21 protein-coding genes are annotated in these 23,672 nt (G+C 64.3%); 14 read left to right on the forward strand and 7 right to left on the reverse strand.

What is annotated here, in order from left to right; translation table 11 throughout:
• Positions 1-13 precede the first annotated feature (13 nt).
• Together KW568_RS26685 and KW568_RS26690 are read left to right on the forward strand one after the other, a co-directional pair.
• Positions 14-1,420, forward strand: a complete 1,407-nt coding sequence (locus tag KW568_RS26685) for an adenosylmethionine--8-amino-7-oxononanoate transaminase (RefSeq protein WP_004576720.1) — start codon at positions 14-16, stop codon at positions 1,418-1,420.
• A gap of 148 nt (positions 1,421-1,568) precedes the next feature.
• Positions 1,569-2,288: a 16S rRNA (uracil(1498)-N(3))-methyltransferase gene (locus tag KW568_RS26690; protein ID WP_004576721.1), complete on the forward strand. Its 720-nt coding sequence runs from the start codon at positions 1,569-1,571 to the stop codon at positions 2,286-2,288.
• Here the strand turns inward: KW568_RS26690 and trhA are convergent, their stop codons facing one another.
• The 7 genes from trhA to KW568_RS26725 form a co-directional block, all read right to left on the reverse strand.
• A complete protein-coding gene (gene trhA / locus KW568_RS26695) occupies positions 2,289-2,906 on the reverse strand; it encodes a PAQR family membrane homeostasis protein TrhA (RefSeq protein WP_003249338.1) in 618 nt (205 codons plus the stop codon).
• A gap of 140 nt (positions 2,907-3,046) precedes the next feature.
• Positions 3,047-3,520 (reverse strand): chemotaxis protein CheW, encoded by a 474-nt coding sequence (locus KW568_RS26700; protein ID WP_003249336.1) that lies wholly within the window; start codon positions 3,518-3,520, stop codon positions 3,047-3,049.
• Positions 3,513-8,453 carry an Hpt domain-containing protein gene (locus KW568_RS26705; RefSeq protein WP_004576722.1) on the reverse strand — a complete coding sequence of 1,647 codons (4,941 nt, stop codon included), beginning with the start codon at positions 8,451-8,453 and terminating at the stop codon, positions 3,513-3,515. The genes KW568_RS26700 and KW568_RS26705 overlap by 8 nt, the downstream gene beginning before the upstream one ends.
• Positions 8,454-8,465: 12 nt before the next feature.
• Positions 8,466-10,490 carry a methyl-accepting chemotaxis protein gene (locus KW568_RS26710; RefSeq protein WP_223817433.1) on the reverse strand — a complete coding sequence of 675 codons (2,025 nt, stop codon included), beginning with the start codon at positions 10,488-10,490 and terminating at the stop codon, positions 8,466-8,468.
• A gap of 47 nt (positions 10,491-10,537) precedes the next feature.
• Positions 10,538-11,092, reverse strand: a complete 555-nt coding sequence (locus tag KW568_RS26715; protein ID WP_003249330.1) for a chemotaxis protein CheW — start codon at positions 11,090-11,092, stop codon at positions 10,538-10,540.
• Positions 11,089-11,454 carry a twitching motility response regulator PilH gene (pilH, locus tag KW568_RS26720; protein WP_003249327.1) on the reverse strand — a complete coding sequence of 122 codons (366 nt, stop codon included), beginning with the start codon at positions 11,452-11,454 and terminating at the stop codon, positions 11,089-11,091. The genes KW568_RS26715 and pilH overlap by 4 nt, the downstream gene beginning before the upstream one ends.
• Before the next feature lie 47 nt (positions 11,455-11,501).
• Complete coding sequence (locus KW568_RS26725) at positions 11,502-11,903, reverse strand: PleD family two-component system response regulator (protein ID WP_003249324.1); 402 nt, start codon at positions 11,901-11,903, stop codon at positions 11,502-11,504.
• Positions 11,904-12,141: 238 nt separating this feature from the next.
• Here KW568_RS26725 and gshB point away from each other — a divergent pair, with 238 nt between their 5' ends.
• The 12 genes from gshB to phaZ all read left to right on the forward strand — a co-directional run bounded on the left by gshB (position 12,142) and on the right by phaZ (position 23,672).
• A complete protein-coding gene (gshB, locus tag KW568_RS26730) occupies positions 12,142-13,095 on the forward strand; it encodes a glutathione synthase (protein ID WP_003249322.1) in 954 nt (317 codons plus the stop codon).
• 91 nt (positions 13,096-13,186) lie between these two features.
• Positions 13,187-14,092 carry an energy transducer TonB gene (locus tag KW568_RS26735; RefSeq protein ID WP_003249319.1) on the forward strand — a complete coding sequence of 302 codons (906 nt, stop codon included), beginning with the start codon at positions 13,187-13,189 and terminating at the stop codon, positions 14,090-14,092.
• Between the two features lie 164 nt (positions 14,093-14,256).
• Positions 14,257-14,826 (forward strand): YqgE/AlgH family protein, encoded by a 570-nt coding sequence (locus KW568_RS26740; protein WP_003249318.1) that lies wholly within the window; start codon positions 14,257-14,259, stop codon positions 14,824-14,826.
• Positions 14,826-15,251 carry a Holliday junction resolvase RuvX gene (gene ruvX, locus KW568_RS26745; protein ID WP_003249316.1) on the forward strand — a complete coding sequence of 142 codons (426 nt, stop codon included), beginning with the start codon at positions 14,826-14,828 and terminating at the stop codon, positions 15,249-15,251. Before KW568_RS26740 ends, ruvX begins: the two co-directional genes overlap by 1 nt.
• 49 nt (positions 15,252-15,300) lie before the next feature.
• Complete coding sequence (gene pyrR / locus KW568_RS26750; RefSeq protein ID WP_003249313.1) at positions 15,301-15,819, forward strand: bifunctional pyr operon transcriptional regulator/uracil phosphoribosyltransferase PyrR; 519 nt, start codon at positions 15,301-15,303, stop codon at positions 15,817-15,819.
• Between the two features lie 12 nt (positions 15,820-15,831).
• Positions 15,832-16,836 (forward strand): aspartate carbamoyltransferase catalytic subunit, encoded by a 1,005-nt coding sequence (locus KW568_RS26755; RefSeq protein ID WP_003249311.1) that lies wholly within the window; start codon positions 15,832-15,834, stop codon positions 16,834-16,836.
• Positions 16,833-18,104, forward strand: coding sequence for a dihydroorotase (locus KW568_RS26760; RefSeq protein ID WP_004576723.1), 1,272 nt, complete (start codon positions 16,833-16,835; stop codon positions 18,102-18,104). The genes KW568_RS26755 and KW568_RS26760 overlap by 4 nt, the downstream gene beginning before the upstream one ends.
• Positions 18,105-18,315: 211 nt before the next feature.
• A complete protein-coding gene (hslV, locus tag KW568_RS26765; RefSeq protein ID WP_003249309.1) occupies positions 18,316-18,846 on the forward strand; it encodes an ATP-dependent protease subunit HslV in 531 nt (176 codons plus the stop codon).
• 76 nt (positions 18,847-18,922) lie between these two features.
• Positions 18,923-20,266 (forward strand): ATP-dependent protease ATPase subunit HslU, encoded by a 1,344-nt coding sequence (gene hslU / locus KW568_RS26770; RefSeq protein WP_003249308.1) that lies wholly within the window; start codon positions 18,923-18,925, stop codon positions 20,264-20,266.
• A gap of 166 nt (positions 20,267-20,432) precedes the next feature.
• The gene (locus KW568_RS26775) at positions 20,433-20,810 is read left to right on the forward strand and encodes a gamma-butyrobetaine hydroxylase-like domain-containing protein (RefSeq protein WP_003249306.1); all 378 of its coding nucleotides are present in this window, start codon (positions 20,433-20,435) and stop codon (positions 20,808-20,810) included.
• Positions 20,811-21,078: 268 nt separating this feature from the next.
• A complete protein-coding gene (gene phaC, locus KW568_RS26780; RefSeq protein WP_259537229.1) occupies positions 21,079-22,758 on the forward strand; it encodes a class II poly(R)-hydroxyalkanoic acid synthase in 1,680 nt (559 codons plus the stop codon).
• A gap of 62 nt (positions 22,759-22,820) precedes the next feature.
• Positions 22,821-23,672, forward strand: a complete 852-nt coding sequence (gene phaZ, locus KW568_RS26785) for a poly(3-hydroxyalkanoate) depolymerase (RefSeq protein WP_004576725.1) — start codon at positions 22,821-22,823, stop codon at positions 23,670-23,672.

Genomic DNA, 23,672 nt, shown 5'->3' on the forward strand with positions numbered 1-23,672 from the left:
AGGAGAAGTGCCCATGGGCCTCAATGATCAGTGGATGCAACGCGACCTCAAGGTCCTGTGGCACCCCTGTACCCAGATGAAAGACCACGAGCAGCTGCCGCTGATCCCGATCAAGCGCGGCGAAGGCGTGTGGCTGGAAGACTTCGAGGGCAAACGCTATCTGGATGCGGTGAGCAGTTGGTGGGTCAACGTCTTCGGCCATGCCAACCCGCGCATCAACCAGCGCATCAAGGACCAGGTCGACCAGCTCGAGCACGTGATCCTGGCCGGTTTCAGTCATCAGCCAGTGATCGAGCTGTCCGAGCGCCTGGTCGCCATGACCCCGGCCGGTCTCGACCGGGTGTTCTATGCCGACAATGGCTCGTCGTGCATCGAGGTGGCGCTGAAGATGAGCTTCCACTACTGGCAGAACATCGGCAAACCGGACAAGAAGCGCTTCGTCACCCTGACCAACAGCTATCACGGCGAAACCATTGCCGCCATGTCGGTGGGTGATGTGCCGCTGTTCACCGAAACCTACAAGGCGCTGCTGCTCGACACCCTCAAGGTGCCAAGCCCTGACTGCTACCTGCGCCCCGAGGGCATGAGCTGGGAAGAGCACTCGCGCAACATGTTCCAGGCCATGGAGCAGACCCTGGCCGAACACCACGCCTCGATCAGCGCCGTGATCGTCGAGCCGCTGATACAGGGTGCCGGTGGCATGCGCATGTACCACCCGGTGTACCTCAAGTTGTTGCGCGAGGCCTGCGACCGCTACGACGTGCATCTGATCCATGACGAGATCGCCGTGGGCTTCGGCCGCACCGGCACGATGTTCGCCTGCGAGCAAGCCGGCATCCGCCCGGATTTCCTGTGCCTGTCCAAGGCCCTGACCGGCGGCTACCTGCCGCTGGCCGCCTGCCTGACCACCGACAAGGTGTACCAGGCGTTCTACGACGACTACCCGACACTGCGCGCGTTCCTGCACTCGCACAGCTACACCGGCAACCCGCTGGCGTGCGCTGCAGCGCTGGCGACCCTGGATATCTTCGAGCAGGACAACGTGATCGAGGCCAACAAGGCCCTGGCCACGCGCATGGCCACAGCCACTGCACATTTGGCCGATCATGCTCATGTTGCCGAAATACGCCAGACTGGCATGGCCCTGGCCATCGAAATGGTTCAAGACAAGGCAGGCAAGGTTGCCTACCCCTGGCAGGAGCGCCGTGGCCTGAAGGTGTTCGAGCACGCCCTGACCCGCGGCGCCCTGCTGCGACCGCTGGGCAGCGTGGTGTATTTCCTGCCGCCTTACGTGATCACCCCCGAGCAGATCGACTTCCTTGCCGAAGTGGCCAGCGAAGGCATCGATATCGCCACCCGCGACAGCATCAGTGTCGCAGTGCCGGCCAACTTCCACCCCGACTTCCGCGACCCGGGCTAGGCCCGGCAATTCGCCACACCACTTTTCCTGTGGGAGCGGGCGAGCCCGCGAACAAGGGCGAAGCCCTTGCCAGGCACCGCGGCGCCTGATTCGCGGGCACGCCCGCTCCCACAGGGGATCTGCGTCTCTCTATTTACCGAGCAAACCCATGAGACTGTCCCGCTTCTTCATCGACGCCCCCCTGAGCCTTGGCGAGCACGACCTGCCCGAGGCCCAGGCCCATTACATTGGCCGCGTGCTGCGCATGGCCCCCGGCGACGCCGTGCAGCTGTTCGATGGCAGCGGCCAGGAATACCGTGGTCAGTTGCTCGAGGTGGGCAAGAAAACTGTCCGCGTCAGCCTTGACCAGGCCTTTGCCGGCCAGGCCGATTCACCGCTGCATGTGCACCTGGGCCAGGGCCTTTCCCGTGGCGAGCGCATGGACTGGGCAATCCAGAAGGCCACCGAGCTTGGTGCCAACGAAATCACCCCGATCGTCAGCGAACGCTGCGAAGTGCGCCTGAAAGACGAACGCGCCGACAAGCGCCTGGCCCACTGGCGCCAAGTGGCGATCAGCGCCTGTGAACAATGCGGGCGTTCTACCTTGCCCGTCATCCACCCACCTGTGACCCTGGCCGAATGGTTGAGCAGCACCGAGGCTGACCTGAAACTGGTCCTGCACCCGGTGGCCGAGCCGCTCACCAGCCATGCAAAGCCCGCAACCCTGGCCTTTGTGATCGGCCCCGAAGGCGGCCTTAGCGAGGCCGAAGTCGAGCAGGCCAAAGCCGCCGGCTTCCACGCAGCACGCCTTGGCCCGCGCGTGCTGCGCACCGAGACCGCGCCGGTGGTGGCGCTGTCGGTGGCACAGCAGTTGTGGGGCGATTTTTAACTAGCGCACGTAGAACGACACCGCCACGAAGTGCATCAGGCTGCCAGCGATCACGAACAGGTGCCAGATGCCATGCCAATGGCGGAAACGGCTGTCGAAGGCGAAGAAAATGATGCCGACGGTGTAGAACACGCCGCCGGCAGCCAGCCAGGCGAAGCCTGCAGTGCCCAGCGAGTTCAGCAGTGGTTTGACTGCCACCAGCACGATCCAGCCCATCACTGCGTAGATGATGATCGACAGGATACGCGCCTCGGAGCGCGGCTTGATCTCTTGCAACATGCCGATGATCGCCAGCCCCCAGACCACACCGAACAGGCTCCATCCCCAAGGGCCGCGCAGGCTGACCAGGCAAAACGGCGTGTAGCTACCGGCAATCAGCAGATAGATCGACAGGTGGTCGAGCTTGCGCATGATCACTTTCGCCCGCCCACGGGTGCTGTGGTACAGGGTGGAGATGCTGTACAGCAACAGCAGCGTGCCGCCGTAGATGGAGAAGCTGACGATCTTCCACGGGTCGCCTTGCAGGCCCGCGACCACGATCAGCCAGATGGCACCAATAGCAGCGAGGACGGCACCGACCAGGTGGGTCCAGGCGTTGAAGCGTTCACCGTAATACATGCAAACACAGACCTCCTGAGGTGGGCTGGGTTCCTGTTGTGATGTTGATGACCCCTTCGCGGGTAAACCCGCTCCTACAACTGAGCGCGCAGCCATTGTAGGAGCGGGTTTACCCGCGAAGAGGCCCTGCGCCTCACATCCTAACCAAGGTCAGGTTGCAGATCCGCGTCACGCACCAGCCTTTCCAAGGCGACCAGGTCCGGTACCCGCGCCACCTGCTCACCCACCTGCACCGCCGCCAGCTCCAACCTGCCCAGCGCCACATCCACGTAGTTCAGCTGGCTGTCGAGCTTGCACGAGCGCGGAATGTCCTGCAGCAACAGCGCCAGGTACCGCAAACCGGTATCGCCCAAAGCATTGAGCACCACCACGCGAGCCCGCTCCCCGCACGGCGTCTCACCACCGCACGCGGCCTCGAAACCGATCAACGGCAGGCGTTGCTGACGCCAGTCAATCCACCCCAGGTGCCAGGCGGGGTCGCCATGCTGGCACACCAGGTTACGCTGCCCGCTCAACTCGGCCACCGCCACGTTGGGCAACACCAGCGTGCGGTCCCCCAACGGTAGCAACAACCCGGTCAGGCTGCTGCGCTGGCCGGAAATCAGTTCAAGCATGGGCCTGGCTCCAATGGGCGATGCTCTGCAACAGCAGCGACTCCTGGTACGGCTTGCCCAGGTATTCGTTGACGCCGATGGCCATGGCGCGGTCCCGGTGCTTCTGCCCGGTACGCGAGGTGATCATGATGATCGGCAAGTCTTTCAACCGTGCGTCACGGCGGATGCGTGTGGCCACCTCGAAGCCGTCCATGCGCGGCATTTCGATGTCCAGCAACAACACGTCGGGCCGGTGCTCTTCCAGCAGGGCCATGGCATCGACGCCATCCTTGGCCGTGAGCACGCTCATGCCGTGGCGCTCCAGCAGGCGGCTGGTGACCTTGCGTACGGTTACCGAATCGTCCACCACCATCACCAGCAAGGCACGGCGCGGTGCCGGGCCAAGCAACTGGCGTTGGCTACCGCCTCCGGGCAGGCGGGCCAGCCGTCGCTGCTGGCCGCGCAGCTGGCCCAGCAGGTCAAGAATCAGTACCACCCGGCCATCGCCCAGCAGTGTCGCCCCCGATAACCCGGCAACCGCGGCAAACTGCGGCCCCAGGCTTTTCACCACGATCTCACGGCTGGGCGACAGGTTGTCGGCCTGGATGGCAAACGACTGCTCCTTGGAATGCACCAGCAGCACCGGCAACGGCACACTTTGCCCCAGCAGCGCCGGGCGCGGCAGGCCTTGCAGCAACTCGCCCAGGTAGCGCAGCTCGTATTCGTGGCCGGCATAGACATAGCGCGGCGAGTCCAGCTGGTAGCACGCCGCAAGCTCGGCAGGTGGCACGCGGACGATGCCCTCGATGGTATTGAGCGGAATAGCGTATTGCTCTTCGCCCAGGTGCACCATCAGCGCACGGTTGATCGACACGGTGAACGGCAGGCGGATCAGGAAACGCGCCCCCTTGCCCGGCGCCGACTCGATACTCATCGAGCCACCCAGTTGCTTGACCTCCTCGTGCACCACATCCATGCCCAGCCCGCGCCCGGAAATCTGGGTAATCTTTTCGGCGGTGGAAAAGCCTGGCCGCAGGATAAACTGCAGGATTTCGTGGTCACTCAACTGCGCCTGCGGGTCCAATAGGCCGCGCTTGATGGCCTTGCGCCGCACCGCTTCCAGTGGCACGCCAGCACCATCATCCGTCATTTCGATGACGATATCGGCGCCCTCATGCAGCAAATTCAGGTGAATGGTACCCTGCTCCGGCTTGCCGGCGGCCAGGCGCATTGCGCGGCTTTCCAGGCCGTGGTCAACGGCGTTGCGCAGCATATGCTCCAGCGGCGCCACCATACGTTCCAGCACGCTGCGGTCCAGTTCGCCCTCGGCATTGCCAACCACCAGTTCCACCTGCTTGCCCAGCTCGCTGGCCACCTGCCGCACCACGCGCTGCAAGCGCGGCACCAGGCGCTCGAACGGCACCATCAGGGTGGCAGTCAGGCCCTCCTGCAACTGGCTGTTCACCCGCGCCTGCTGTTGCAGCAGGCTGTAGGCCTCCTGAGCACGCTGAGCCAGGGTTTCCTTCAGGTCCAGCAGGTCCGAGGCAGACTCGAAGAGGGCCCGTGACAGCTGCTGCAGCTGGGAGTGGCGGTCCATTTCCAGCGGGTCGAAGTCGTCATAGGCATCGCCTTCGAACTGCTGCCGGCTGGAGATTCGCCCCTGGGTCTCGACATCCAGACGCAGCAACTGATCACGCATGCGCTCGAGTGTGGTTTCCATCTCGTTGAGGGCGAACTGCGCGTCGTTGACCTGCTGCTCGATGCGCCCCCGGATGATCGAGTGCTCGCCGGCCAGGTTACCCAGGTCGTCGAGCAGCTCGGCGTCGACCTTGACCATATCACCCGGTGCCCGCTCTGGTGCTGCTGCCGGAACTTCGGCGGTTGCAGCTTCTGGCGGCCCCTGGCCTGCGGCAGTGTCTGTCAGTGCGGCGCTGCTGAAGTTGCGAATGTAGTCGATCAGCGCCGTGGCGGCATGCAGCGGCTGCCCCAGGCGCACAGCGTCAAGCATATGCGCCAGCCGGTCGTGGCAGTTCTGCAGCAGTGCGAACAGTGGCGCGCTTGGCGGCAATCTACCCGCAGCCAACAGCTCGTAGAGGAACTCCAGTTCGTGGGCCAGGTCGCCGATCGGGGTGATTTCGACCATGCGCGCCACGCCTTTGAGGGTGTGCAGGTCGCGCATCAGGTTGTCCACCTCGACGCTGCTGCGCGGGTCGGCCTGCCAGCGCGCCAGCGCCGCCGCGGCGCTCTCGACGATGTCCGAGCTTTCTTCCAGGAACACTTCCAGCAGCTCTTCGCCGGGGCTTTCCGGCTCCTCGGCAAGCGGCTCTGCCACCTGCGGCTGCAACGGCGGGTGCGGCAGCCCCAAGGTATCGGCCAGGTCCATGTCCGGGTGCAGCGGTGTGACCGTGTCGATGCCCACCAGGCCGGTGGCATCCGGCGCCAGGGCCTGGTCCAGCAGGTTGCGCAGGCTGTCGACCAGCTCCGGGCGCGGTGGAATATCCTGCCCGGCCGCCACTTCGTCCAGCATGTCCAGCAAGGCCTCATGGGCCCGCTGGGCCTGGCTGAAGAAGCGGGAATCGGCAGGCAGGCTGCCCTCCTCCACCGCGCCATACAGGTCCAGCAACGCCTCGCACACCTCATCCATCTGCCACAGGTCGGCCAGGTGCGCAGCGTGCCCCAGGGTGGTCATCTGGTCGAGCAGGTGATCCAGTGCGTCACGCTGGGCGGGCTGTTGCTGCCAGCGCGACAACAACGTCTCTGCATCGAGCAGAATGTCCATGGCCTGCGCCAGGAAGCTGGCGACCAACTGCGGATCACGCTTGCTGCGGCCGGCAGGGTGCGAGTCTTCATGCAGACTGGCCAGGCGGCCGTCCACGGCCTGGCCCACCTGCTCGATCAGTTCCGCGGCGCCGGGAATGGCGGCCAGCGGTGTGCTATCGAGTTGCGCCAAGCCCAGATGGAACAACGACCGCGCAGCTTCCAGCCACTCCATCTCGGCCATTTGCAGTGGCAGTTGATGACCCTTGTATTCACGGGCCAGGCGGTCGAAGGCGGTGGCCAGTTCGGCGACCGGCATCACCCCGGCCATGGCGGCACTGCCTTTGAGCGTGTGCAAGGCACGCTGCAAGTCATCGCTGACCGGCGTGTCGTGGCCACCGGCGCTTTGCAGATAAACCTCAAGGCTGGCCAGATGGCCCTGCGCCTCGGTACGAAAAATGCCCAGCAACTGCGGATCGAGGCCATCGACACCGGCAGCCGCCGGGGCATCGTTTTCGGCCAGGCTGTGCAGGTGCCCGGCCAATTGCTCGATTTCAGTCAGTTGCGGCAACTGGCCGGCGGCAAAGTCGGCCAGCAAGTCAGGCAGGTGAACGAACACCTGCTGCAGCGCTACAACCCCTTCCGGGGTGAGCACGCTGCGGCCCTCGAGCACCCGGTTCAGCAGGTGCTCGGCGCCCCAGGCCAGTTCAGCCACCGCCTCAGCATGCACCATGCGGCCACTGCCTTTGAGTGTATGCAGCGCGCGACGCACTTCGCCCAGCGCCTCGCGCTGCTGGTTGTCGGCACGCCAGCGCAGCCAGTGGCGCTCGATTTCCGGCAGCAGCTCGCCCGCTTCATCAAGGAACACCTCGCGAAGCTCGTCATCGATGCCGTCGCCACTGCCGTCCAAGTCTGCGCTGGCCCCAACTACCGCGCACTGCACACCCAGCGCCGCCAAGCTGGCCCGCGCCATCTCGATAAAGGGTTGGCCATCGGCCAGCGGGTCGGCCGCCCGCCATTGCAGGTAGCATTCGGCAGCGCTCAGCGCCTCAGCCAAGTGCGTCAGCTCATCAACCGGCGGCTCTTCCTCCAGGTGCTGCAACCAACGCTGCACATAGCTTGCGCAGCCGACAAACAGCTCGGCCACGGCGGGCAGCATCAACATGGCCAGTGCCCCGCGGATCTGCTGCAACAGCCCCGGCAAGGGTTGCAAGCGTTGCCGGGGCCAGTCGGACTCCAGGTAATCGCCGATCAGATCCTTGGCCTGCTGCAACACGTTCAGCGCTTCATGCAGCACCAGCTGGCGTATCTCCGCCAGGTCCGAGCCTGGCAGGCTGCCTTGGCCGCTTTCCTCCAAAGGGCCGACCATGCCGTTCAGGGAGGCCTCCACGTACAGCAGGGCCCCCGCCACGTCCATCAACACCGCGTCGTCCACCGCCCGCTCGCCCTGAGCCAATGCCTGCAACGCCAACACCTGGTCGATGATCACCCGCCGCGGTTGCTGAAAGCCCAGTACCGCCAGGGTGTCAGCCACGTGGCGCAACGGTGCCAGCAGCGCATCGAGCTGCTCGCTGTGCTGACGGTCGCCGCGGCCGTACTGGTCCAGGCGCTCCTTGATGCGCATCAAGTCGTCGCACAGTGCAGTCACCACCGAACGCAGCGCATCGCGCCCTGACCCGGCCTGCAACTGGTCACGCCAGTTGCCCAGCGACAGGTCGAGGTTGGCAAGGTCATCGTCACCCGCAAAGCGTTGGGCGGCACCGGTCATCAGGCTGGCCTGGGCCAGCGGTTCCTCCCCACGGCAGGCACGCAGCTGGTTGAGCAACGGCAGCATGACCAGTGGCAGGTCGTGGCGGGCACCGCGCAACCGCTCCAGGTACGAGGGCAACTGCTCCAGGCCGCGGAACAATGCGCCCAGGCAATCACCCCGGGGGCTGACCTGGCCGTCGGCCAATGCCTTGGCGAACAGCTCCAGCTCCTCGGCCAGGCGCGTGGCGCCGCGCAGTTCGAGCATGCGCAGGCAGCCGTGCACCTGGTGCAGGTTATCGACCACAAAAGCCATCATCGACAGGTCACCCGTCTCGCCGGCAAAGCGCTCCAGCGCCTGCCGTGCCTGGCCCAGGCAATCGAGGATGGCGGCCTTGGTCCAGGCCAGCGCCACTGTTTCGTGACGCTCGGGGCTTACTGCAGAAGCCATGGTCACTATTCCTTAACGCGGCTCGGTCGGTGGTGGCAGGGTGAAACCGGACACCGAACGGCGCATCTCGCTGGCCATGCGGGCCAAGTGGCGGATGCTGTCGGCGGTGGCACCGGAGCCGGCAGAGGTTTGCGCGGTAATCTGCTGGATCACCGCCATGGTGTGGGAGATCTGCCCGGCCGACGAGGTCTGCAACTGGGCAGCGTCGGAGATGCTGTGGATAAGGTCGGCGAGGTTCTGCGATACCCCTTCGATCTCGGCCAGCGCCACCCCGGCATCCTGGGCCAGGCGTGCACCACGCACCACTTCGGCAGTGGTCTGCTCCATGGAGATCACCGCTTCGTTGGTATCGGCCTGGATGGTACGCACCAGCGCCTCGATCTGGCGGGTGGCAGACGATGAGCGCTCAGCCAGGCGCTGCACCTCGTCGGCAACCACGGCAAATCCGCGGCCGGCCTCACCGGCCAGCGAGGCCTGGATAGCGGCGTTCAGGGCAAGAATGTTGGTCTGGTCGGCAATGTCGTCGATCAGGCTGACGATATCGCCGATTTCCTGTGAGGACTCGCCCAGGCGCTTGATCCGCTTGGCGGTGTCCTGGATCTGCTCGCGAATGTTGTCCATGCCGTTGATGGTGTTGTGCACCACCTCGTTGCCCTTGTTGGCGATGGCCACCGAACGCTCGGCCACCTTGGCCGATTCGTAAGCATGCGCCGAAACCCGATCGATCGACTCGACCATGTCACCCACCGCCTCGGACGCCTCGCTGATCTGTGCAGCCTGGTGCTCGGAGGCCTTGGCCAGCTGCCGCGCAGTGTTCTGCGTGTCCTGCACGGCGGCAGCGACCTGCATTGCACTGTGGTTGATGGTGGCGACCAGGTCGCGCAACTGGTCCACGGAATAGTTGATCGAGTCGGCAATGGCGCCGGTAAAGTCTTCAGTCACCGATACGGTCACCGTCAGGTCGCCATCTGCCAGCTCTTCGATTTCGTCGAGCAGGCGCATGATGGCCTGCTGGTTGCGTTCGTTCTTTTCTGCGGTCTCGCGCAGTTGGCGGTTGGTGGTGCGCACCATGACCAGGCCGATGAGGATGATCGAGGCCAGCGCCAGCAGCCCCAGGGCATAGCCGCCAACGGTGTCGAGGGTGCGCCCGCCAGCCAGGTTCTCGAAACCGTTCGCCAGGTGCGACGCTTCGTCGAGCAGGGTTTGCGAAAGGCTGAAGATGTTGCCCGCAGCCTCCCGCACACGGAACAGTTCGGGCGAGGTTTCGAGGATTTCATCCACCGAACCGGCAACGAACTGGAACAACTCGGCGATTTCGGCCAGCCGCGCACGCGCGTCGGCGTCCTCGACGCGGGTTATCTGGATTGTCGCATTGCCATTGAGCATGCCCTCCAGCACCTGGCCAAAGCGCCCGGCGTCACGGCCGAAGGCATCGGCCGCCTGGGCGGCGCTGTCGTCACCGGCCAGCACGGTGTTGACCGAGCCAAGGATACGTTCGGCCAGCAACAGCTGGCGCTGGGCCACCGCAACCTGATTGGCCGGGGCACCGCTCTGCAGCAGGATCTCGACCACTTTTTCGTATTCCACCTGCAACTGCGGCACGGTCTCGGCCAGGGTCGCTGCCACCTGGTGCAGCGACAGCACGGTCTGCTCGCTGGCCAGGATGATGTCGGTGTTCTTGCGCAGGTTTTCCCAGTCGCGGCGTACCGATTCCATCTCGTCACGCACCGAAGGTGGCGCAGGCGGCAGGCCAGTGGACTTGTCACCCTGGCGCAGGTAGCCCCAGCGTCGTTCGAAATCATTGCGTGCATCCGACAGCAGCTTGAAAGCCAGGGCCTTGCCGGTGGCCGCCTCGGTGGCGTTCTTGGCGATACGCTGCGACAGCACGCGCAGCTCGCCGGCATGGCCGATGTACTGCTTGTCGTAGTTGGATTGGGTATTCAGGTAAGCAAAGTTGGCGAACAGCAAGATGATCGAAAGGATCAGGATCAGGAACAGCACGGTGATCTGCGCGATGCTGCGGGTACGTGGGCTCACGGTGGTGGCAGTGACGGGGGTGGCAGGCTTGTTCACGTTCGCAGGTCCTATAACGCCACATCGAGAAAGCCTGGCGCCTGGGCCAAGGCAAAGGGGCTGAAGATCGCCCAGTTACGTTCACGCGGAAAATACCCCTGCACAAAGCGCGCAGCGGCAAGGATCAGAGGCTGCGGCGGCGACAGCTGCAGGCTGTCGAGGGCAAAGTGCTGAAGGCCCAGCACCTCGTCGACCAGCAAGCCGACGAACAGGTCGTCGTGATCCAGCACCAGCACTCGCCGCTGCTTGCCCGGTGCGGCGTGGCCCAGGCCGAAGAAGCAGCTCAGGTCCATCACCGGCAACAGCCGGCCACGCAGGTTGGCCACCCCGCACACCCACGGCTGCACGCCGGGGACGCGGCTACTGCGCGGTTCGCGCAGCACCTCGGCCACTTCGCCCATGGGCGCGACGAACCACTGCCCGGCAATGCGAAAGCCAATGCCGCTCCACTGCTGCACGCGGTTGTCCTGCGGCGGCTGGTCGGCAACCAGCAGGCGACAGCGCCGGTCGATGTCCAGCAACAACTCAAAGGCGGTCAGCGACGCGCCTTGCGGGCGGGTGGTCAAGCCCCCAGCACTTCTTTGAGCTTGGCGATCAGCGCCTCCTCTTCCACCGGTTTGGTCAGGAAGTCACGGGCACCCTGGCGCGTGGCCCAGATACGGTCGGTTTCCTGGTCCTTGGTGGTTACCACGATCACTGGAATAGCGCTGGTGTCCGGGTCCTTGCTGAGCTGGCGGGTGGCCTGGAAACCGTTCATGCCAGGCATGACGATGTCCATCAGCACCGCGTCAGGCTTGTCCTGCCGGGCCAGGGCCACGCCGTCGGCACCGTTGCTGGCCTTGAGCACCTGGTAGCCGTGCTTTTCCAGCCATTCGGTCAATCTGTACATCTCTGTCGGCGAGTCGTCGACAATCAGAACTCGGGCCATGCTGTTTCCCCATCAGGAAAGTAGGACCGCGCCATGGCGGGGCTCGGTCAGGGTGCGTGTTGTTGAGGTGTGGCGAACCCGGGCACATGGGCGCGGATCGCGTCGAGCAGTTCTTCCTTGCTGAACGGTTTGGTCAGGAACTGATCGGAACCGACCACCCGGCCGCGGGCCTTGTCGAACAGCCCATCGCGGGACGACAGCAGGATAACCGGGGTGTCCTTGAAGGCACTGTTGTGCTTGATAACCGCGCAGGTCTGGTAGCCGTCCAGGCGTGGCATCAGCACATCGACGAAAATGATGCTGGGCTGATGGTCGACGATCTTGGCCAGGGCATCGAAGCCATCGCTGGCGGTGATTACCTCGCAGCCCGCTTCACCGAGCAACATCTGCGCGGTGCGGCGGATCGTGCGGGAATCGTCGATCACCATCACCTTCAGGGGTTGTTCCATAGACGCCTACCAATAGGATTGAAGCCGCAAGTTGCAAGCGGCAAGCTGCAAGAAAGCAGCTCGGCGCATGGATGCTCTTTTCTTGAGGCTTGTAGCTCAAGGCTTGCAGCTGCATTTTTAGCACACTCCGGGTGGCCATTCCATCTGCCGCGCCCCTTGACCGGCGGCGCTCCCGGCGCCACCCTGAGCCACTTTTCTTTCGATCCACCGCGGCCACCTGCCGCCAAGAGGACCCCCCATGAGCGTTCGCCTCGGCATTGTAATGGACCCCATCGCGTCCATCTCCTACAAGAAGGACAGCTCGCTGGCCATGCTGCTGGCCGCCCAGGCACGCGGCTGGAGCTTGTTCTACATGGAACAGCAAGACCTGTACCAGGGCGAAGGCAAGGCCCGCGCCCGCATGCGCCCGCTGACGGTGTTTGCCGACCCTGCACGCTGGTTCGAACTGGGCGAGGAGCAGGACAGCCCGCTGGCCGAGCTGGACGTGATCCTGATGCGCAAGGACCCGCCCTTCGACATGGAGTTCGTCTATAGCACTTACCTGCTGGAACAAGCCGAGAACGACGGCGTACTGGTGGTAAACCGCCCGCAAAGCCTGCGCGACTGCAACGAGAAGATGTTCGCCACGCTGTTCCCGCAATGCACCACCCCGACCCTGGTCAGCCGCCGCCCGGACATCCTTCGCGAATTCACCGCCAAGCATGCCGACGTGATCCTCAAGCCACTGGATGGCATGGGCGGTACGTCGATCTTCCGTCACCGGGCGGGCGACCCCAACCTGTCGGTGATCCTGGAAACCCTGACCGCACTGGGCACCCAGCAGATCATGGCCCAAGCCTACCTGCCGGCAATCAAGGACGGTGACAAGCGCATCCTGATGATCGATGGCGAGCCAGTGGACTATTGCCTGGCACGCATTCCGGCCAGCGGCGAAACCCGTGGCAACCTGGCCGCGGGCGGGCGTGGCGAAGCCCGCCCACTGACCGAGCGCGACCGCTGGATCGCCGCCCAGGTCGGCCCGACGCTGCGCGAGAAGGGCCTGCTGTTCGTTGGCCTGGACGTGATCGGCGACTACCTCACCGAAATCAACGTCACCAGCCCCACCTGTATCCGCGAAATCGATGCCGCCTACAACACCGATATCGGTGGCAAGCTGATGGATGCCATTGATCGCAAGCTAAAGGCACGCTGACAGCCAACGCGAAGTAAAGCCGTAGAGTGGGGTATGATGCCGGTCCTATTCGACTGAGCTGCTGCCCCGCCCTGCGGTTGCTGGATACCTGATGACGCTGCCCGCTGACGTCCCTGCCGACCTGCTGCCTCCCCGTGTTCGCCCTGCGGACCGGCTTGGCTTCACCCTGTTCCTGGCTGCGCTGGTGCACCTGGCGCTGATCCTTGGCGTCGGCTTCACCGTGGTCAAGCCTGCCGAAATCCGCCACACCATGGACATCACCCTGGCCACCTTCAAGAGCGAGAAACCGCCCGAGAAGGCTGACTTCCAGGCCCAGGACAACCAGCAAGGCAGCGGCACCCTGGACAAGAAAGCGGTGCCCAAGACCACCGAGCTGGCGCCGTTCCAGGACAGCAAGATCAACAAAATCACCCCACCGCCTGCGGCCAGGCCCGAGGTGGTACCCCCCCCTACCCCGAAAAAGTCGGCGGTGGTGACTACTGCGCCCAAGCCGCACAAGGTCGAACCCAAACCCAAGGAAAGCAAAGCACAGCCCAAGCCAGCCACACCGACGCCGGACTTCGACAGCTCGCAGTTGTCCAGCCAGATCGCCAGCCTGGAAGCGGAGCTGTCCAACGAACAGCAGATGTACGCCAAGCGCCCGCGCATCCATCGCCTGAACGCCGCGTCGACCATGCGCGACAAGGGCGCCTGGTACAAGGAAGAGTGGCGCAAGAAGGTCGAGCGCGTGGGTAACCTGAACTACCCCGATGAAGCACGCCGACAGCAGATCTACGGCAATTTGCGCATGATGGTGTCGATCAACCGCGATGGCTCGCTGTACGAGGTGCTGGTGCTGGAATCGTCCGGGCAGCCCGTGCTGGATCAGGCGGCGCAGCGCATCGTGCGGCTGGCCGCGCCGTTTGCACCGTTTACCGGTGATCTGGCCGAGTTCGACCGGCTGGAGATCATCCGCACCTGGCGCTTTGCCCGTGGGGACCGTTTGTCCAGTAATTGAGTTCAGCCTTGGTGTAGGGCTTTCGGTGCGTGCTAGCGCGGATATCGAGCGCCGCGCGGGCGGCGCTCGATCTCAAAAGCGCCAAAAACCTCAAGCCAAGCGCCAACCTGACGACACAAATCCGCACCTTGTCAGTCTCGCCACCTGGCGCCACACTATCCCCCATGAAAACCCTCGCACCCAGCTACCTCAAGCACCAGTTCCTGATCGCCATGCCGCACATGGCCGATCCGAACTTCGCCCAGACCCTCACGTATATCGTCGAGCACAATGAGCATGGCGCCATGGGCCTGGTGGTCAACCGACCACAGGAACTGAGCCTGGCCGACATCCTCGAGCAGCTGCGCCCGGACGAAACGCCGCCGGCCAGCACCTTGCAGGTGCCGATCTACCAGGGTGGCCCGGTACAAACCGACCGCGGCTTCGTGCTGCACAGCAGCGAGTGCAGTTTCCAGGCCAGCGTAGCGCTGGAAGGGCTGTCGCTGACCACGTCACAAGACATATTGCTGGCGATCGCCGCCGGTGTGGGGCCGAAACAGAGCCTGATCACCTTGGGCTATGCCGGTTGGGAAGCGGGCCAACTGGAAGCGGAACTGGCCGACAACGCCTGGCTGAACTGCCCGTTCGACCCGGAAATCGTCTTCGGCATGGCCAGCGACCTGCGCCTTGAGGCTGCGGCCGCCAGCCTGGGGATCAACCTGCACCTGCTGACCAGCCAGGCGGGCCACGCCTGATGGCTGAACTACGCCTGCTGCTGGGCTTCGACTATGGCAGCAAACAGATCGGCGTGGCCGTCGGCCAGGTGATTACCGGCCAGGCCCGCGAACTGTGCACCCTGAAGGCGCAGAACGGCGTACCGGACTGGGCCCAGGTGGAAAAGCTGATTGCCGAATGGAAGCCAGATGCCATTGTCGTCGGCCTGCCGCTGAACATGGACGGTACGCCCAGCGAGATGAGCGCCCGCGCCGAAAAGTTCGCCCGCCGCCTGAACGGCCGCTTCAACCTGCCCGTGCACACGCACGACGAGCGCCTGACCACCTTCGAGGCCAAAGGCGAGCGCATGGCCCGTGGCGGCCAGCGTGGCAGCTACCGCGACAATCCGGTCGATGCCATTGCCGCTGCCTTGCTGCTGCAAGGCTGGCTGGAGGCCAATACCTGATCATCTTTGCCGCCGGGTCCACCCGGCGCACCCTTCCAAGGAGCCCGCAATGAGCCTACCCAATCCCGCCGAGCTGATCCGGCAGATGGCTGTCGACCTTCGTGCCCACCTGGCGCGCCGGGCAATCACCGAGCCCCGTTATATCGGTATCCGCACCGGCGGCGTCTGGGTTGCCCAGGCCCTGCAGGATGCCATGGGCGACACCAGCCCAATGGGCACCCTGGACGTGTCGTTCTACCGCGACGACTTCAGCCAGAACGGCCTGCACCCACAAGTGCGCCCGTCCGAGTTGCCGTTCGAAGTCGAAGGCCAGCACCTGGTGCTGGTGGATGACGTGCTGATGAGCGGTCGTACCATCCGCGCGGCGCTCAACGAACTGTTCGATTACGGCCGCCCGGCCAGCGTCACCCTGGTCTGCCTGCTGGACCTGGATGCCGGCGAACTGCCGATTCGCCCGAACGTGCTCGGCGCCACCCTGTCGCTGGGCGCCCATGAACGGGTAAAATTGACCGGACCCGCACCGCTCGCCCTCGAGCGCCAGGACCTCGCCTCCGCTTCCGCCCTTTAAGAGTCCCCCGCGATGACGCCAATCGACGCCAAGCGCCCGCTGCAGCTCAATGATCAGGGCCAGCTGCGCCACTTCCTCTCGCTTGACGGTTTGCCTCGCGAACTGCTCACCGAGATCCTCGACACCGCCGACTCCTTCCTGGAAGTCGGTGCCCGGGCTGTGAAAAAAGTCCCGTTGCTGCGCGGCAAGACTGTGTGCAACGTGTTCTTCGAGAACTCGACCCGTACCCGTACCACCTTCGAACTGGCAGCCCAGCGCCTGTCGGCCGACGTGATCAGCCTGAACGTGTCGACCTCCTCGACCAGCAAGGGCGAAACCCTGTTCGACACCCTGCGCAACCTCGAAGCCATGGCCGCCGACATGTTCGTCGTACGCCACTCCGACTCCGGCGCCGCGCACTTCATCGCCGAGCACGTGTGCCCGGAAGTGGCCGTGATCAACGGCGGTGACGGCCGCCACGCGCACCCGACCCAGGGCATGCTCGACATGCTCACCATCCGCCGTCACAAAGGCAGCTTCGAAAACCTGTCCGTGGCGATCGTCGGCGACATCCTGCACTCGCGTGTGGCCCGTTCCGACATGCTCGCGCTCAAAGCGCTGGGTTGCCCGGACATCCGTGTGATCGGGCCGAAAACCCTGATCCCGATCGGTATCGAGCAGTACGGCGTAAAGGTCTACACCGACCTCGCCGAAGGCCTGAAAGACGTCGACGTGGTGATCATGCTGCGCCTGCAGCGTGAGCGCATGGCCGGTGGCCTGCTGCCCAGTGAAGGCGAGTTCTACCGCCTGTTCGGCCTGACGACCGCGCGCCTGGCCGGGGCCAAGCCTGACGCCATCGTCATGCACCCGGGCCCGATCAACCGTGGCGTAGAAATCGAGTCGGCGGTAGCCGATGGCAAGCACTCGGTGATCCTCAACCAGGTCACCTACGGTATCGCCGTGCGCATGGCCGTGCTGTCCATGGCCATGAGCGGGCAGAACGCGCAACGTCAATTGGACCAGGAGAACGCCCAGTGACCATCAGTATTCTTGGCGCCCGGGTGATCGACCCCAACAGCGGCCTGGATCAGGTCACCGACCTGCACCTGGACGGCGGCCGCATTGTCGCCATCGGCGCCGCACCGGCCGGCTTCAACGCCAGCCGCACGATCCAGGCTGATGGCCTGGTCGCTGCGCCCGGCCTGGTCGACCTGGGCGTGTCCCTGCGCGAGCCGGGTTACAGCCGCAAAGGCAACATCGCCAGTGAAACCCGCGCTGCCGTTGCCGGCGGTGTCACCAGCCTGTGCTGCCCGCCACAGACCAAGCCGGTGCTGGACACCTCGGCGGTAGCCGAACTTATTCTTGACCGCGCCCGTGAAGCCGCCAACAGCAAGGTCTACCCGGTCGGCGCCCTGACCAAGGGCCTGGAGGGCGAGCAACTGGCCGAACTGGTGGCCCTGCGTGACACCGGTTGCGTAGCGTTTGGCAACGGCCTGAAGGAAATCCCCAACAACCGTACCCTGGCCCGCGCCCTGGAGTATGCCGCCACCTTCGACCTGACGGTGGTGTTCCACTCCCAGGACCGCGACCTGGCCCAGGGCGGCCTGGCCCACGAAGGTGCCATGGCCAGCTTCCTCGGCCTGCCGGGCATCCCGGAAAGCGCCGAAACCGTGGCCCTGGCGCGCAACCTGCTGCTGGTGGAACAGAGCGGTGTGCGTGCGCACTTCAGCCAGATCACCAGCGCCCGTGGCGCGCGGCTGATCGCCCAGGCCCAGGCTTTGGGCCTGCCTGTGACCGCCGATGTAGCGCTGTACCAGCTGATCCTCACGGACGAGTCGCTGCGCGAGTTCTCCAGCCTGTATCACGTGCAGCCGCCGCTGCGCACCGCTGCCGACCGTGACGGATTGCGTGAGGCGGTGAAGTCGGGGGTGATCCAGGCCATCTCCAGCCACCACCAGCCGCACGAGCGCGACGCCAAGCTGGCCCCGTTCGGCGCCACCGAGCCGGGTATCAGCAGCGTCGAGTTGCTGCTGCCACTGGCCATGACCCTGGTGCAAGACGGCCTGCTCGATCTGCCGACCTTGCTGGCCCGCCTGAGCAGCGGCCCGGCTGCCGCCCTGCGCCTGCCGGCTGGGGAGCTGAAAGTGGGTGGCGCGGCCGACCTGGTGCTGTTCGACCCGCAATCGTCCACCGTTGCTGGCGAACAATGGTTCTCACGTGGCGAGAACTGCCCGTTCATCGGCCACTGCCTGCCAGGTGCGGTGCGTTATACCTTGGTCGATGGCCACGTCTGCCACGAGGCCTGAGTAACATGCTTCGCGGGCACGCCCGCTCCCACAGGATCACCACAATTCCAAGGCATGTGGTAACCCTGTGGGAGCGGGCATGCCCGCGAATGCCTTCACATAGTCCCCCCGCCAAGCGCGACCATTCATCCCCCCCGGTTGAAATCCTTCCCCCCACCCCCATATGAGTCTGCATCAGGCACTTTCGCCCCGCTGCGTGGAGACTCTCCCCTTGACCACAATCGTTTCTGTCCGCCGTAACGGCAAAGTCGTCATGGGCGGCGACGGCCAGGTATCCCTTGGCAACACCGTGATGAAAGGCAACGCCAAGAAGGTGCGCCGCCTGTACCACGGCCAGGTCATCGCGGGCTTCGCCGGCGCCACTGCCGACGCCTTCACCCTGTTCGAGCGCTTTGAAGGTCAGCTGGAAAAACACCAGGGCCACCTGGTACGCGCCGCCGTCGAGCTGGCCAAGGAATGGCGTACCGACCGCTCCCTGAGCCGCCTGGAAGCCATGCTGGCCGTGGCCAACAAGGATGCATCCCTGATCATCACCGGCAACGGTGACGTGGTCGAACCCGAAGATGGCCTGATCGCCATGGGTTCCGGCGGCGCCTATGCCCAGGCCGCAGCCCGTGCCCTGCTGAACAAGACCGACCTCTCGGCCCGCGAAATCGCCGAGACCGCCCTGAACATCGCCGGCGACATCTGCGTGTTCACCAACCACAACCTGACCATCGAGGAGCAGGACCTGGCCGACTGATTCAGCTGTTCTGGCGCCCCTTCCCGGTGAAGGGGCTTTTCCACGCTGACTCACCTGCCCAAGGACCGTATTGATCATGTCCATGACCCCCCGCGAGATCGTCCACGAACTCAACCGCCACATCATCGGCCAGGACGACGCCAAGCGCGCCGTGGCCATTGCCCTGCGCAACCGCTGGCGACGCATGCAGCTCCCTGCCGAGCTGCGTGCCGAAGTCACCCCCAAGAACATCCTGATGATCGGCCCTACCGGCGTCGGCAAGACCGAAATCGCCCGCCGGCTGGCCAAACTGGCCAACGCGCCGTTCCTCAAGGTCGAAGCCACCAAGTTCACCGAAGTGGGCTACGTGGGCCGCGACGTCGAATCGATCATCCGTGACCTGGCCGATGCCGCGCTGAAGATGCTGCGCGAGCAGGAAATCATCCGCGTGCGCCACCGCGCTGAAGACGCCGCCGAAGACCGCATCCTCGACGCCCTGCTGCCCCAGGCACGCGTCACCAGCTTCAGCGAAGAAGCCGCGCAGACCAGCAGCGACTCCAACACCCGCCAGCTGTTCCGCAAGCGCCTGCGCGAAGGCCAGCTGGACGACAAGGAAATCGAGATTGAAGTGGCCGATGCCGTCGGTGTCGAAATTGCTGCGCCGCCCGGCATGGAAGAAATGACCAACCAGCTGCAGAGCCTGTTTGCCAACATGGGCAAGGGCAAGCGCAAAGCGCGCAAGCTGAAGGTGAAAGAAGCGCTGAAGATGGTTCGCGATGAAGAAGCGAGCCGCCTGGTCAACGAGGAAGAACTCAAGGCCAAGGCCCTGGAAGCGGTCGAACAGCACGGCATCGTGTTCATCGACGAAATCGACAAGGTCGCCAAGCGCGGCAACGTTGGCGGCGCCGATGTGTCCCGTGAAGGCGTGCAGCGCGACCTGCTGCCGCTGATCGAAGGCTGCACCGTCAACACCAAGCTGGGCATGGTCAAGACCGATCACATTCTGTTCATTGCCTCGGGTGCATTCCACCTGAGCAAGCCGAGCGACCTGGTGCCCGAGCTGCAAGGCCGCCTGCCGATTCGTGTCGAGCTGAAGGCACTGACCCCGGAAGACTTCGAGCGTATCCTGCAGGAGCCGCACGCGTCGCTGACCGAGCAGTACCAGGCATTGCTGAAGACCGAAGGCCTGAACATCGAGTTCCTCGCCGACGGCATCAAGCGCCTGGCCGAGATTGCCTACCAGGTCAACGAGAAGACCGAAAACATCGGTGCCCGCCGCCTGCACACCCTGCTCGAGCGCTTGCTCGAAGAAGTGTCGTTCAGTGCGGGCGACCTGGCCAGCACCCATGACGAAGCGCCGATCCAGATTGACGCGGCGTATGTGAACAGCCACCTGGGTGAGCTGGCACAGAACGAAGACCTGTCGCGTTACATCCTGTAAGACCGGTTTCGACAGTTTCGCGGGCAAGCCCGCTCCTGCACATGTCACCCCATCCCTTGGGCCTGTGGTGATCCGTGCAGGGGCGGGCTTGCCCGCGAAGAGGCCCTTGAATCCCTCCCCCATAAGCTGGAAGCTGTGCTTCATCAGCTCCCGAGAGATTCTGCCCATGGCCCGCCTGCCTACCGCCATCAACCTGCACAAAGCCTCCAAAACCCTCAGCCTCACCTACGCGCCCGGCGAGGTCTACCACCTGCCCGCCGAGTTCCTGCGCGTGCACTCTCCCTCCGCCGAGGTCCAGGGCCACGGCAACCCCATCCTGCAGTTCGGCAAGATCAACGTCGGCCTCAGTGGCCTGGAACCTGCCGGCCAATATGCACTGAAACTGACCTTCGACGACGGCCATGACAGCGGCTTGTTCACTTGGGAATACCTTGAGCAACTGTGCCTGCGCCAGGAACAACTGTGGGCGGAATACCTCGACGAGTTGCACAAGGCCGGCAAATCCCGCGACCCAGCCGAATCTGTGGTCAAGCTCATGCTCTAGCGCAAGGCCTGAGGGGTTTAGAGCGCATTTTCTAAATTCATCTGTTTGAATGACTTGCAGACAGCCCAGTGAAGGGCTGTCTTGCGCATTACACGAAAGTCGGGTAACCAATGGGTGTGGCAAGTTCCCTGCATCACTTTGCAGGTCGTCAGCACCCACGCAGCACCGCTGTTCCTTATCACTGGTCACCCGAGTAGCAGTACCGGGCTCAGGGCTGTGCACCCACCACAGCAACCGGTACTCGTCTCAGGACAACGGAGCGTCGTAGATGAGTAACAAGAACAACGATGAGCTGCAGCGGCAGGCCTCGGAAAACACCCTGGGGCTGAACCCGGTCATCGGCATCCGCCGCAAGGACCTGTTGAGCTCGGCACGCACCGTGCTGCGCCAGGCCGTGCGCCAACCGCTGCACAGCGCCAAGCATGTGGCTCACTTTGGCCTGGAGCTGAAGAACGTGTTGCTGGGCAAATCCAGCCTGGCCCCGGACAACGACGACCGTCGCTTCAATGACCCGGCCTGGAGCAACAACCCGCTGTACCGCCGCTACCTGCAAACCTACCTGGCCTGGCGCAAGGAGCTGCAGGACTGGGTGAGCAGCAGCGACCTGTCCCCCCAGGACATCAGCCGCGGCCAGTTCGTCATCAACCTGATGACCGAGGCCATGGCGCCGACCAATACCCTGTCCAACCCGGCTGCGGTCAAACGCTTCTTCGAAACCGGCGGCAAGAGCCTGCTCGATGGCCTGTCCAACCTGGCCAAGGACATGGTCAATAACGGCGGCATGCCCAGCCAGGTGAACATGGATGCCTTCGAAGTGGGCAAGAACCTGGGCACCAGTGAAGGCGCGGTGGTGTACCGCAACGATGTGCTGGAACTGATCCAGTACAGCCCCATCACCGAACAGGTGCATGCCCGCCCGCTGCTGGTGGTGCCGCCGCAGATCAACAAGTTCTACGTGTTCGACCTCAGCCCGGAAAAGAGCCTGGCGCGCTTCTGCCTGCGCTCGCAGCAGCAGACCTTCATCATCAGCTGGCGCAACCCGACCAAGGCCCAGCGCGAGTGGGGCCTGTCCACCTACATCGATGCGCTGAAAGAAGCCGTCGACGCGGTGCTGGCGATTACCGGCAGCAAGGACTTGAACATGCTCGGCGCCTGCTCCGGCGGCATCACCTGTACCGCACTGGTGGGCCACTATGCCGCCATTGGCGAGAACAAGGTCAACGCCCTGACCCTGCTGGTCAGCGTGCTGGACACCACCATGGACAACCAGGTTGCATTGTTTGTCGACGAGCAGACCTTGGAGGCCGCCAAGCGCCACTCTTATCAGGCGGGCGTGCTGGAAGGCAGCGAAATGGCCAAGGTGTTCGCCTGGATGCGCCCCAACGACCTGATCTGGAATTACTGGGTTAACAACTACCTGCTGGGCAATGAGCCCCCCGTGTTCGACATCCTGTTCTGGAACAACGACACCACGCGCCTGCCGGCCGCCTTCCACGGCGACCTGATCGAAATGTTCAAAAGCAACCCGCTGACCCGCCCCGATGCCCTGGAAGTGTGCGGCACCGCGATCGACCTGAAACAGGTCAAATGCGACATCTACAGCCTCGCCGGCACCAACGACCACATCACCCCATGGCCGTCATGCTACCGCTCGGCACATCTGTTCGGTGGCAAGATCGAATTCGTACTGTCCAACAGCGGGCATATCCAGAGCATCCTCAACCCGCCGGGCAACCCGAAGGCACGTTTCATGACCGGTGCCGACCGCCCGGGGGACCCGGTGGCCTGGCAGGAAAACGCCACCAAGCATGCAGACTCCTGGTGGTTGCACTGGCAAAGTTGGCTGGGCGAGCGTGCCGGTGCGCTGAAAAAGGCACCGACCCGCCTGGGCAACCGTGCCTACGCGGCCGGCGAAGCCTCCCCAGGCACCTACGTTCACGAGCGTTGAGTTACAGCGCCGTGGCGGCCTGCGGGGCGCCACGGTGTTTACTTCACCCAAGAGTCACGTGCATGCCGCAACCCTACATTTTCAGGACCGTCGAGCTGGACCACCAGTCCATCCGCACCGCTGTTCGCCCCGGCAAACCGCACCTGACGCCGTTGCTGATCTTCAACGGCATCGGCGCCAACCTCGAGCTGGTGTTCCCGTTCATCGATGCACTTGACCCGGACCTGGAAGTCATCGCCTTCGATGTGCCTGGGGTCGGCGGCTCGTCCACACCACGCCACCCGTATCGCTTCCCTGGGCTGGCCAAGCTGACCGCACGCATGCTCGACTACCTCGACTACGGCCAGGTCAACGTCATCGGCGTGTCCTGGGGCGGCGCCCTGGCCCAGCAGTTTGCTCACGATTACCCCGAGCGCTGCAAGAAACTGGTGCTGGCCGCCACCGCTGCCGGTGCGGTAATGGTGCCAGGCAAGCCCAAGGTGCTGTGGATGATGGCCAGCCCCCGGCGTTACGTGCAGCCGTCGCATGTCATCCGCATTGCACCGATGATCTATGGCGGCGGCTTCCGACGTGACCCCGACCTGGCCATGCACCATGCTGCCAAAGTGCGCTCCGGCGGCAAGCTGGGCTACTACTGGCAGCTGTTCGCCGGGCTGGGCTGGACCAGCATCCACTGGCTGCACAAGATCCAGCAGCCCACCCTGGTACTGGCCGGTGACGACGACCCGCTGATCCCGCTGATCAACATGCGCCTGCTGGCCTGGCGGATTCCCAATGCCCAGCTACACATTATCGACGACGGCCATCTGTTCCTGATCACCCGTGCCGAAGCCGTCGCCCCGATCATCATGAAGTTCCTGCAGCAAGAACGTCAGCGTGCGGTCATGCATCCCCGTCCGGCCTCGGGGGGGTGA

The sequence above is a fragment of the Pseudomonas sp. HD6515 genome (genome assembly GCF_024971855.1).
Lineage (GTDB): Bacteria > Pseudomonadota > Gammaproteobacteria > Pseudomonadales > Pseudomonadaceae > Aquipseudomonas > Aquipseudomonas alloputida.